The organism is Bradyrhizobium sp. NAS96.2 (assembly GCF_001908235.1).
In the GTDB taxonomy this organism is placed as follows: domain Bacteria; phylum Pseudomonadota; class Alphaproteobacteria; order Rhizobiales; family Xanthobacteraceae; genus Bradyrhizobium.
The window spans coordinates 1-11,012 of sequence record NZ_LGHK01000138.1; the positions used below are offsets into that span (position 1 = coordinate 1).

Below are 11,012 nucleotides of genomic sequence, written 5' to 3' on the forward strand. Positions count from 1 at the left end.
CTTCTGGAACGAGGCATTCGACTATGAAACGAACAACATGGTCAATTTCGACTGGTATCATCCGCACAACGCCTGGCAGCACAGCGATGACGAGGTTGCGGGCTGGATGAAGGAACTCGGAGTGAAGAGCTATACCTTCAACGACTCCAATCCGAACGGGATCTCCGTCTTGCTGACGAAGCCAACGGTCTGACACGGGCATGCGGGTATTATTGACGGGCTGTACCGGGTTTGTCGGCTCTGCTCTCGGGCCTCGGTTGGTGGCCGAGGGACACGAGCTCTACTGCGTTTGCCGGCCGGGAACGTCGATCGCCTTCGGAACGAAGGTGGCTTGGGACGGAACGACGCCGATCGACCAGGCCAGTTTCCCAAAGACGATCGATGTCGTCGTTCATGCCGCTCAATCGCGCCGCTACCGCAGCTTTCCGGCGGATTCGCGCGAGATGTTCGACGTCAACGTGAACATGACAATGCGACTGCTGGATTGGGCGGCTCAGGCGGCGGCCAAGCACTTCTGCTTGCTGTCGTCGGGGGCGGTGTACGAGCCGTTTACGGGAGTTCTGCGTGAGGATGCCGCCTTGGCGCCTTCCGGATTCCTCGGCGCAAGCAAGCTTGCTTCTGAAATTGTCGCGAAGCCGTTTTCCAGCATTTTTTCCGTGAATACTCTGAGGTTGTTCTTCCCGTACGGTCCGGGTCAACACGACAGACTGATTCCGCAGCTGATCCGCAGGATCCGGGACGGCGCGGCAATTCAGCTCTCGGGTAGCACGGAAGGGATTCGCCTCGCTCCCACCTTCATCGACGACATCGTCGAAGTCATTCTCGCAAGCATTGCTTCGTCATGGACGGATACGCTGAACGTGGCAGCCTCCGAAATGCTCTCGATCCGCCAGATCGCGAACATGATCGGTCAGCAGCTCGGCGTCGAGCCGAAGTTCGAGATCGTGAACACGAACACGCCTCCCGCCGACATCGTCCCTGATCTGAGCCGTCTCGCATCTCGTTTGGAGTTGCGGCGGTTTGTGCAGTTCAAGGACGGGCTCCAAAGGACGATATCAGCAAGTTCCCTCGATGTGCCGGATCATCGTCCGGCCGAATCTCAACACCGCTCGTAAAGCCAATGGCGCTGAAGATATTGACCATCGTTGGTGCCCGGCCGCAGTTCATCAAGGCCGCGGCCGTCAGCCGCGCGATCCGCGAGACCGATGGTCTCTCGGAAGTGATGGTGCATACCGGTCAGCATTTTGATCCGAACATGTCCGATGTTTTCTTCGAAGAGCTGGACATCCCGCGGCCTCGGCATCATCTCGACATCCATGGCGGCGGCCATGGCGATATGACGGGACGCATGCTGATGGCGATCGAGCCGATCTTGCTCGCGGAGAAGCCGGATTGGGTCGTTGTCTACGGCGACACCAATTCGACGCTGGCCGGCTCTCTCGCGGCGTCGAAGTTGCACATTCCGGTCGCGCATGTCGAGGCGGGGCTTCGATCGTTCAACCGCCGCATGCCGGAGGAGATCAACCGGCTGGTAACGGATCATCTCTCCGCTCTGCACCTTTGTCCGACGGCAACGGCCGTCGCCAATCTCGCTGCCGAAGGCGTGACCACCGGCGTCCATCACGTCGGTGACGTCATGTACGATGCGACCTTGTTCGTGACCGGCAAGGCAGAGAAGAGCTCGACGATACTGACCAATCTCGGGCTCGCCCCGAAGACCTTTGCGCTCGCTACGATCCATCGCGCCGAGAATACGGGCGACCGGCAGCAGCTTCTCGCAGTCGTGCAGTTCTTGCAGGATCGGTCGCGGAAATTTCCCGTTGTCCTTCCGCTGCACCCGCGCACCCGACAGGCGGCCTCGGCTTTGGGGGTCGATCTGGGCGGTTTGAAGGTCATCGATCCGGTCGGTTACCTCGATATGGCAAAGCTTCTGCACAACGCCGTCGAAGTCTATACGGACTCGGGAGGGGTGCAGAAGGAGGCCTATTTCCATCGCGTTCCGTGCATCACGTTGCGCGACGAGACCGAGTGGACCGAGACGGTCACGCACGGGTGGAACCGGCTCTGGAAGCAGTCAACGCATTCCGTTCAGCGCGATATCGACGAGTATGGCACCGGTCGTGCCGCCTACGAAGTCACGCGCTTGTTGAGCTCCGGCGGCCCACAGTAGACTTGCCGGTGGGCGCTGCGGTCGGGGGCGCCGCAAGAGCAAGTGAAAGTCCCGCCTGGATTCGCGCCACGGCGCCGGATGAGGCCTCCAGGATGGCTTCCGGGGTTGTGGCTTTGCAACTATGGCGCTATCAGAGGCCGAATTGGATGCTTTTCAGGCCGGTTATCCGTAACAACCCCGTACGAGTGTTAAAATGAACACCGAATTGATCGCGAAGCTCAACGAGAGAACGGCCAAGATCGGCATCGTCGGTTTGGGCTATGTCGGCCTGCCCTTGATGCTTCGCTACTGCGAAGTCGGCTACAAGGTGATCGGCTTTGATATCGACCAGACCAAGGTCGACGCGCTTCGCGCAGGCCGGTCCTACATCGAGCATATTACGAGCGCCAGCATCCGCAATGCGACGGAGCTTGGGTTCGAGCCGACGACCAATTTCTCGCGCGCGCGCGAGGTCGATGCGCTCATCCTTTGCGTTCCGACGCCGCTCAACAAGTACCGCGAGCCCGATCTCAGCTTCGTGCTGGACACGACGGAGTCGCTGCTGCCGTGTCTGCATCCAGGCATGGTGCTGTCGCTCGAGAGCACGACCTATCCCGGCACGACCGAGGAGGAGTTGAAGCCGCGTATCGAAAAGCGCGGCTTCAGCGTGGGCAATGACGTGTTTCTTGTGTTTTCGCCGGAACGCGAAGATCCCGGCAACCAGAACTTCTCGACCCGGTCGATCCCAAAGGTGTGCGGCGGCTGCACGCCGGCGTGTCTCGAGGCCGGCATCGCCCTGTATCGCCAGGTGATCGACAAGGTCGTTCCGGTGAGCTCGACACAGGCCGCCGAGCTGACCAAGCTGCTGGAGAACATCCATCGCTCGGTGAACATCGGTCTCGTCAACGAGATGAAGATGGTCGCCGACAAGATGGGGATCGACATTCACGAGGTGATCCGCGCGGCGGCAACCAAGCCGTTCGGATTTGTTCCGTACTATCCCGGTCCCGGCATCGGCGGGCATTGCATTCCGATCGACCCGTTCTATCTGACCTGGAAGGCGCGGGAATATGGCATGCACACGCGCTTCATCGAGCTCGCCGGAGAGATCAATTCCTCGATGCCGGACTACGTCGTGTCGAAGATCTCGCTGGCCCTCAATCAGCGACACAAGTCGATCAGCGGCAGCTCGGTCCTTGTGCTCGGCATTGCCTACAAGAAGAATGTCGACGACGTTCGCGAGTCGCCTTCGGTGCTCTTGATGGAGAAGCTGCGCGACCTCGGCGCCAAGGTCGCCTACAGCGATCCGCACGTTCCCGCGTTCCCGAAGATGCGCGCGCACTCGTTCGACCTGTCGAGCGTCGCGCTCACTGAGGACAATTTGCGGGGCTTCGACTGCGTCCTCCTTGCGACGGACCATGACAAGTTCGACTATCAACTGCTCGGCAAGCATGCCCCGCTGCTCGTCGACTGCCGTGGAAAGTTTCCTCAGCCGGCAGACAATATCATTCGCGCGTAGGCGATCTCGCGAGCTTTCCGCCGGACAATCGCTGTGAACGGATGACCGGCGGACTTTTGAGCGCCGACTAGCTGGCGCTTGCCGCCGGCAGGTTTTCGCTCAAAGCGGCCTTCGGCGCCTGGTCGAAGGCCGATCGCGGCGCAATGTACCAGAGCAGGAACAGCAGCCCGGTGCCGTTGGTCAGCAAAGCCGTCGAAAGCGGTACGTTGAGGAGCACCTGGGGGAGCAGCCCGGCGGATAGCAGCACAAATTGCGACGGCAAGCCGGCCGACAGGCGGTTGCCGAGAGCAATGATCAGCCCGCAGCCCAGCGCGGACAGCGGTGCAAGCACGAGGCCGACCGAAGCGACCCCTTCGGTGGCGAACAGCGAAGCATTGAAGGAGCCGAGATCGTAGGATCTGGCCATGACGGCCCATATCGGCTCGTTGTAGGCGCATGGCATCACGAGCTTCAGCACGTTGATCTGGCAGAAATGGGTCAGCGGGTGCGCTGAGAAGTAGTTGTTGTAGATTTCGAGGGCGAGCGACGGGATCGCAACCATCCTGGTGTTGACGGTGCCGAAATAGACCAATCCGGGCGTGAGCGGAAACACCTCGGCCTTGACCAGGACGAACAAGATCACGCCGATCAGGACAGGCAGGAAAAACGACAGGATCGTCGCCATCCTGGCCTCGACCACCAGCTTGCAGACGAGGGCGAGAAACAGCAGCCAGACCGGAGCAAACAGCGCCATCTTGGTCAGCATGATCGGGTAGAACAGAAGCATCAGGAGCAGGGCGATCCCTGCCTGCCAGATCCGCTTGCTGGTGACGAAGCAGGCAAAGGCGAGCGGCAACAGGGCGTTCGAGACGATCCAGACGGCGTACTGCAGGACGCCGGGCAACGCCACCTCCGCGCGATATTTGTACATCTCGGAGAGGTTGACCAGCTTGAGGTTGTACAGAGAGCCGATACCGATGATGGCGGCTGAGCCGATCAGGATGACGGAAGGCATCATGTAAAACGCGCGGGCCGGCATCACGACGGCCTGCCGCAGCGGGGTGGTGATGAACACCGCGGGGGCGAGGAATGCCAGGGCTGAGAGCACGATCGAGGCAAGCGCCAGGCGGTGATCGTAATCGAGCACCGAAAATTCGATGAGCCAGAGATATCCCAGCACCATCATGTAGAAGTAGAAGCCGACGAGATAGCCAAAGCTGAAACGTCCGATTGCGAACAGGATCACGACCGGGCTGAACGCGACCACGTTCAGGATTGCAGCCGCCAAATGCGACTTGTCGAAACCGATGACGCCCGGGAAGGAGTTGGTGATCGTGATGCAGTACAGCGAAACCGCGCAAACAACGATGTGGGCATAGGCGAGCAAGGCAAGCCTGGCCTGGCGCCAACCGAGACCGGGCTCCATCTGAATAACGCGATCGTTCATTCTCATTTGCCGCCGTGTCGGGCTGTGCGTTTGGACCGTCTCGTTGGTGGTTATCGTATTCGGCAGACTAAGCCCACGCGATTGTCACCCGATGTCGCCTCATGGACCCAGGGACATGGCACGGCGCTGATAGGACGACAAGAATGATGCCCATATGGCATTCTATTGTTCCCGCCCAATAACACAAATTTCAGTTGCCGCAGCGACGCCTCCGGGCGCGGCAATCTCCGTGATGTGGTCTCGCTGCCCGAATGCGGTGTCTTCGAATTCTCCCGCTGCGGCTCCGCTGGGCCGTTTGGGGGATTTTCAACCCGAAGCTCCCCGGTCACGATGATATATCGAGGCGCGCGTTTCGGGTACGGGTGGCCCAGATCGGATCGTCCTCACCCGATCGCATGGCCTTGCGTTAACCCGAGTTTTCTGGGAAATGGAACGCTATCGTGCGGCTCGCAAGGCCGCTGTTCCCTCGGCTTTTCGGCTGGCTGCAACGGTCGGCCGCGAGACAAGACAGGGCCTGTTGCATGATCAGATTTGGCCTGCTCGGATGCGGGCGTATCGCCAAGCGTCATTCCGACCTTCTGGGTGGCAATCACATCGAGGGAGCAAGCCTGGTCGCGGTCTGCGATCCGATCCGCGCGCGGGCGGATGCGGTTGCCGGGAAGTTTGGCGTTCCGGCGCATTACGACATGGACGAATTCCTGGCGCGCAAGGATATCGACGCGGTTGCCGTGCTGACCCCAAGCGGGCTGCATCCCGCACATGTGATCGCCTGCGCCAAAGCCGGCAAGCACATCGTGGTCGAGAAGCCGATGGCGCTGCGGCTGCAGGACGCCGACGACATGATCCGGGCCTGCGATCAGGCCGGCGTGAAGATGTTCATCGTCAAGCAGAACCGCTTCAACGTGCCGGTGGTCAAGGCCCGCGAGGCGCTCGATGCGGGCCGCTTCGGCAAGCTCATCCTGGGGACGGTGCGGGTGCGCTGGTGCCGCGATCAGGCCTATTATGATCAGGACGCTTGGCGCGGCACCTGGGCCTATGACGGCGGCGTGCTGACCAATCAGGCGAGCCACCATGTCGATATGCTGGAGTGGTTCTTCGGCGACGTGGTGAGCGTGCACGCGCGCGCGACGACTGCGCTGGCCAACATCGAAACCGAGGACACCGCCGTCGCGACGCTGAAGTTCCGCAACGGCGCGCTCGGGATCATCGAGGCGACCACTGCGGCGCGCCCGACCGATCTCGAAGGCTCGCTGTCGATCCTCGGCGAAAAGGGCACCGTCGAGATTTCCGGTTTCGCCGTCAACCAGATCCGGCATTGGCGCTTTGTCGACGAGCTGCCGTCGGACAAGGACGTCGTGGAGAAGTTCTCGGTCAACCCGCCCAACGTCTACGGCTTCGGCCATCAGGCCTATTATCATCACGTGGTCGACTGCCTGGAGAACCAGCGCGCCGCGCTGGTCGACGGGCTCGAGGGCCGCAAGAGCCTTGAGCTGATCTCGGCGCTCTATGAATCGATCGAGACCGGCGAGGAGGTTGCGCTGCGCTTCACGCCGCGGTTGAGCCGGCTGGGTGTGGTTTCGTGAACCAGCCGGAAGTGCATCAGGCCAGCGTGCGCGATGTCGCGTTCGGCGAGCGTGTCAAGATCGTCGAACCCTGCAATCTCTACGGCTGCAAGCTGGGCGACGACTGCTTCGTCGGGCCTTTCACCGAGATCCAGAAGGGCGTGGTCGTCGGGGCGCGCACCCGCGTGCAATCGCACGCCTTCATCTGCGAGCTCGTCACCATCGGTGAGGACTGCTTCGTCGGGCACGGTGTGATGTTCGTCAACGACACGTTCGCAACCGGCGGCCCGGCGCGCGGACGCAAGGAACTGTGGCGCGAGACCGTGATCGGCAACCGGGTGTCGATCGGCTCCAACGCCACGATCATGCCGGTGCGGATCGCCGACGACGTCGTGATCGGCGCGGGATCTGTTGTGACCAAGGACATCACGACGCCCGGCACCTATGCCGGCAATCCGGCGCGCCGGTTGCTGGCGAGCCAATAGGGCAACAGGGGAATATCGATGGCCGTGCCGTTTGCCGACCTGCAACTGCAGTACCAGTCCATCAAGAGCGAGATCGATGCTGCGATCGCCGGCGTGATCCGCGACAACGCCTTCATCCGCGGCAGCTATGTCGACGCCTTCGAGCGCGAGTTCGCCGCAGCCGCGGAGGTCGCGCACTGCGTATCCTGCGCCAACGGCACCGACGCGCTTTACCTCGCCATGCGCGCGCTGAAGGTACAGCCGGGCGACGAGGTGATCACGACGGCGCATTCCTGGATCTCGACCGCGGCGATGATCACCCATTCCGGCGCCACCGTCGTGTTCTGCGACACCGATGACGCGACGTTCACGATCGATCCGGCGGCGATCGAAGCCGCGATCACGCCACGCACGGTCGGCATCATCCCGGTGCATCTGTACGGCCAGCCGGCGGACATGGATGCCATCATGGCGATCGCGCAGAAGCACGAGCTCTGGGTGATCGAGGATTGCGCCCAGGCCCATCTCGCGCGCTACAAGGGCCGCATGGTCGGCACGTTCGGCGAGGCCGCGACCTATTCGTTCTATCCCGGCAAGAATCTCGGCGCGATGGGCGATGCCGGGGCGGTCGTCACCAACGACAAGGCACTCGCCGAGCAGATGGCCATGCTGGCGCGCCATGGCGGGCTGGTGAAGCACCAGCACCATATCGAGGGCGTCAACAGCCGGCTCGACGGCATGCAGGCCGCGATCCTTTCAGCGAAGCTGCCGCATCTCGAAGCGTGGACCGAGGCCCGCCAGGCCGCAGCCGAGGTCTACGATGCCGGCCTTAACCAGATCGAGGACGTCGTGGTGCCCGAGGTCGCGCCGGCGCGCAGCCACGTCTACCACCTCTACACGATCCGGCATCCGCGCCGCGACGCGCTCGCCGCGCATCTGAATGCCAATGGCGTGCAGACCGCGATCAACTACCCCACCGCGCTGCCGTTCCTGCCGGCCTATGCGCGGTTCGGCCACCGGCCAGGGCAGTTTCCCAACGCCCATCGCGATCAGGGCCAGATCCTCTCGTTGCCGATCTTCGCCGAGATCACGCGCCAGCAGCAGGACGAGGTGATCGACCTGGTTCGGAAATTCTGATTGCGATCGTGGCCTCGCGCTGCTGCGCGGGGCTCAGCTTCGCTGCAGCAGGGGCCTCAGGAACAGCTCCAGATTGGGGCCCGGGAACAGGTAGCCCTTCAGGCCCGCTGCGCGTGCAGCCTCGAGGTCGGTCGGCTGATCACCGACCAGAAGGCTTCGTTCAACGTCGACCGGAAAGCGTTCCAGCAGATCGGTGATCATGCCGGGCGACGGCTTGCGGCGATGGCTGACCTGCCGATACCGTTCCACGATCCCGTCAGGATGGAACGGGCAATACTCGAAGGCGTCGATATGCGCGCCTATCTTGCCGAACTCGGCGGCCATCCAGTCGTGAAGTTGCTGGACGTGCGCCTCCTCATAGAGGCCCCGTGCGACGCCCGACTGATTGGTCACGACAAACGCAAAATAGCCCATGTCGTTGACGGCCTTCACGGCCTCGCGCGCGCCCTCGATCCAGATCAGCCTGTGGCTCTCGAACAGGTAGCCGATGTCCCGGTTCAGGACGCCGTCCCGATCGAAGAAAACCGCCGGCCTTCGCGGCTGATCTCCGCAAGCGCTGCTCATGAGGTGATGATCCCGTCGCCACGAGGCATGAGCCAGCTCAATAGTTCACAATGCCGCGCGGGACAACGTAGACCGGACCGCACGGCGGGGCGGTCGGCCTACCGCTCGTCCGCAATCACCTTGCCGTCGTTCGGCAGCGAGCCTGCGCCGACGAGTTCGACGGTGCCGCCGAGCTTTGTCACGGCACGCAGTGTTGTCGCGACTTCGTCCCGCAGGGCATCCGGCGCTGACGCACATTCAGCCCGCAGCGTCATCGCATCGGCCTCGCCGGCGCGCGTGACGACAAGGCGCAGCCGTCCAAGCTCAGGATGGCGCTTGCCGATTTCCGCGATCTGCTCGGGGCGCACGAACATGCCCTTGACCTTGGTGGTCTGGTCGGCGCGGCCCATCCAGCCCTTGATGCGCATATTGGTGCGTCCGCACGGGCTCGCATCGGGCAGGGCGGCGGTCAGGTCCCCGAGCGCGAGGCGAATCCAGGGATGATGCGGATCGAGCGAGGTCACCACGATCTCGCCGACGTCGCCCGGCGCAACGGGATCGCCGGTGCCGGGCTTGACGATCTCCAGGATCAGCTCCTCATTGACCGTCATTCCTTCGCGCGCCGGGGTCTCGAACGCGATCAGGCCGAGATCGGCCGTGCCGAAGGCCTGGTAGGCCTCGACGCCGCGCGCCTTCATCTCCTCCTGCAGCGATTTTGGAAAGGCCGCGCCCGAGACCAAAGCGCGCTTGATCGAGGACACGTCGCGGCCTGCGTTAGCGGCGGCGTCGAGCAGGATCTTCAGGAAATCAGGCGTGCCGCTATAGCCGACCGGGCGATAGGCCTCGATCAGCTCGAATTGCTGCTCGGTGTTGCCGGGGCCGGCGGGGATCACGGCGCAGCCGAGCGCCCGCGCGGAGGCATCGAAGATGAAGCCGCCGGGGGTGAGGTGATAGCTGAAGGTGTTCAGCACCACGTCCCCCTCGCGGAAGCCCGCCGCATACAGCGCCCGCGCGCCGCGCCAGGGGTCCGTCTGGCGGCCTTCGGGCTCGAAGATCGGTCCGGGCGAGGTGAACAGCCGGGCGAACGAGCCGGGCGCATCAGCCACGAAGCCGCCGAACGGTGGGGCAGCCTTGTGCAGGGCCGGCAGTTCCGACTTGCGCAGCACCGGCAGCCCCGCCAAGGCCTCCCGGCTGGTGATGGATGCGGGATCGGTGCCCCGCAGCAGATTGGTATAGGCGGGCGCCGCCATCGCCTTGCGCAGCACCTCCGGCAGCCGGGCGAACAGTGCGGCCTCGCGGGCGGCCGGATCGCGCGTTTCAAGGGCGTCGTAATGGTCGGTCATGGCAGGTCCTTGAGGGGATTTGCGCAGGTGGCGTGCCGGTCCGCCCGTGCTATCAGACGGTGAGCGCTGACATTGGGACGGTTCCAGGAAGCACGATGGCTGAGGCAGAGAGCGTTACGGCGGACGGGGCCGCCGACGTCGTCGCGAGGTTGAAGCGTCGGATCATCGACCAGGCGTTGCCGCTGTGGTCGACCACGGGGTGGGACGGCACGGCTGGCGGCTTCGTCGACCGGCTGCATGCGGACGGCAGTCCCGATCGTGCCGCCCCGCGCCGCCTCCTGGTGCAGGCGCGCCAGATCTATTGCTACGCCAAGGCGGCCCAGATGGGCTGGTATCCCGAAGGCCGCGCGATCGCGCTGAAGGGGCTGGATTACCTGCTGGCCAAGGCGAAGGCGCCGGATGGCCGGCCGGGCTTCGTCTTCAGCCTGACGCCGGAGGGCGGCGTGCACGAGCCGCTGCGCGACACCTACGGCCATGCCTTCGTGCTGCTCGCACTGGCAACCGTCTACGGCCTCGACCAGGACGCCCAGATTCGCGCCGAGATTGACGCGCTGCTGTCGTTCCTCGACACCGAGCTGCGCTCGCCGCATGGCGGCTTCCAGGAGGGCCTCCCGCCGTCGATGCCGCGCCGGCAGAACCCGCAGATGCATCTGTTCGAGGCGATGATCGCGTGCTTCGACGCGACACATGATTTGTCGTTCCAGAACCGCGCCGGCGACTTCTTCGCACTGTTCCTCGCGAGCCTCTACGACAAGCAGACGCGTACCCTCAGCGAATATTTCGAGGAGGACTGGTCGCGGATCCCGCCGGTCAGCGTCGAGCCGGGACACCTCGCCGAATGGGTCTGGCTGCTGAAGGGGTTTGAGCGG

The 11,012-nt window shown here is 63.3% G+C and carries 10 protein-coding genes and 1 pseudogene; 8 read left to right on the forward strand and 3 right to left on the reverse strand.

The annotated features are described in order from the left end of the window. The 4 genes and pseudogenes from AC628_RS44255 to AC628_RS27200 all read left to right on the forward strand — a co-directional run. Positions 1-193 (forward strand): annotated as a pseudogene (locus AC628_RS44255) (hypothetical protein); the annotation flags it as partial. Positions 194-200: 7 nt separating this feature from the next. Then, positions 201-1,115: an NAD-dependent epimerase/dehydratase family protein gene (locus AC628_RS27190; protein WP_074129869.1), complete on the forward strand. Its 915-nt coding sequence runs from the start codon at positions 201-203 to the stop codon at positions 1,113-1,115. A 5-nt stretch (positions 1,116-1,120) separates the two neighbouring features. Further along, a complete protein-coding gene (gene wecB, locus AC628_RS27195; RefSeq protein WP_074129870.1) occupies positions 1,121-2,170 on the forward strand; it encodes a non-hydrolyzing UDP-N-acetylglucosamine 2-epimerase in 1,050 nt (349 codons plus the stop codon). A gap of 193 nt (positions 2,171-2,363) precedes the next feature. Then, entirely contained in the window at positions 2,364-3,668 is a 1,305-nt protein-coding gene (locus AC628_RS27200; RefSeq protein ID WP_074129871.1) for a nucleotide sugar dehydrogenase, read from the forward strand. 67 nt (positions 3,669-3,735) lie between these two features. Here the strand turns inward: AC628_RS27200 and AC628_RS27205 are convergent, their stop codons facing one another. After that, positions 3,736-5,094 (reverse strand): hypothetical protein, encoded by a 1,359-nt coding sequence (locus AC628_RS27205; RefSeq protein WP_083633160.1) that lies wholly within the window; start codon positions 5,092-5,094, stop codon positions 3,736-3,738. Between the two features lie 521 nt (positions 5,095-5,615). Between AC628_RS27205 and AC628_RS27210 the strand changes: the two genes are divergently transcribed. Genes AC628_RS27210 through AC628_RS27220 form a run of 3 tightly spaced genes read left to right on the forward strand, consistent with a single transcriptional unit; the run spans position 5,616 to position 8,257 of the window. Then, a complete protein-coding gene (locus tag AC628_RS27210; RefSeq protein ID WP_074129873.1) occupies positions 5,616-6,677 on the forward strand; it encodes a Gfo/Idh/MocA family protein in 1,062 nt (353 codons plus the stop codon). Beyond that, positions 6,674-7,141, forward strand: coding sequence for an acyltransferase (locus AC628_RS27215; RefSeq protein WP_074129874.1), 468 nt, complete (start codon positions 6,674-6,676; stop codon positions 7,139-7,141). Before AC628_RS27210 ends, AC628_RS27215 begins: the two co-directional genes overlap by 4 nt. 18 nt (positions 7,142-7,159) lie before the next feature. Next, on the forward strand, positions 7,160-8,257 hold the full coding sequence (locus tag AC628_RS27220; protein ID WP_074129875.1) for a DegT/DnrJ/EryC1/StrS family aminotransferase: 1,098 nt from the start codon (positions 7,160-7,162) through the stop codon (positions 8,255-8,257). Between the two features lie 33 nt (positions 8,258-8,290). Here AC628_RS27220 and AC628_RS27225 read toward each other — a convergent pair whose 3' ends face one another. Continuing rightward, positions 8,291-8,821: an HAD family hydrolase gene (locus AC628_RS27225; RefSeq protein WP_074129876.1), complete on the reverse strand. Its 531-nt coding sequence runs from the start codon at positions 8,819-8,821 to the stop codon at positions 8,291-8,293. 98 nt (positions 8,822-8,919) lie between these two features. Further along, complete coding sequence (locus AC628_RS27230; protein ID WP_074129877.1) at positions 8,920-10,143, reverse strand: phenylacetate--CoA ligase family protein; 1,224 nt, start codon at positions 10,141-10,143, stop codon at positions 8,920-8,922. 95 nt (positions 10,144-10,238) lie between these two features. On the opposite strand from AC628_RS27230, the gene AC628_RS27235 reads away from it, so the two are divergent. After that, a partial coding sequence (locus tag AC628_RS27235; protein WP_074129878.1) for an AGE family epimerase/isomerase occupies positions 10,239-11,012 on the forward strand: 774 nt, incomplete at its 3' end.

Excerpts from the sequence above, each read along its gene's own strand:
- AC628_RS27190 (WP_074129869.1), top strand. The coding sequence starts at position 201 with ATGCGGGTATTATTGACGGGCTGTACCGGGTTTGTCGGCTCTGCTCTC.
- wecB (WP_074129870.1), top strand. The coding sequence starts at position 1,121 with ATGGCGCTGAAGATATTGACCATCGTTGGTGCCCGGCCGCAGTTCATC.
- AC628_RS27200 (WP_074129871.1), top strand. The coding sequence starts at position 2,364 with ATGAACACCGAATTGATCGCGAAGCTCAACGAGAGAACGGCCAAGATC.
- AC628_RS27205 (WP_083633160.1), bottom strand. The coding sequence starts at position 5,094 with ATGAACGATCGCGTTATTCAGATGGAGCCCGGTCTCGGTTGGCGCCAG.
- AC628_RS27210 (WP_074129873.1), top strand. The coding sequence starts at position 5,616 with ATGATCAGATTTGGCCTGCTCGGATGCGGGCGTATCGCCAAGCGTCAT.
- AC628_RS27220 (WP_074129875.1), top strand. The coding sequence starts at position 7,160 with ATGGCCGTGCCGTTTGCCGACCTGCAACTGCAGTACCAGTCCATCAAG.
- AC628_RS27225 (WP_074129876.1), bottom strand. The coding sequence starts at position 8,821 with ATGAGCAGCGCTTGCGGAGATCAGCCGCGAAGGCCGGCGGTTTTCTTC.
- AC628_RS27230 (WP_074129877.1), bottom strand. The coding sequence starts at position 10,143 with ATGACCGACCATTACGACGCCCTTGAAACGCGCGATCCGGCCGCCCGC.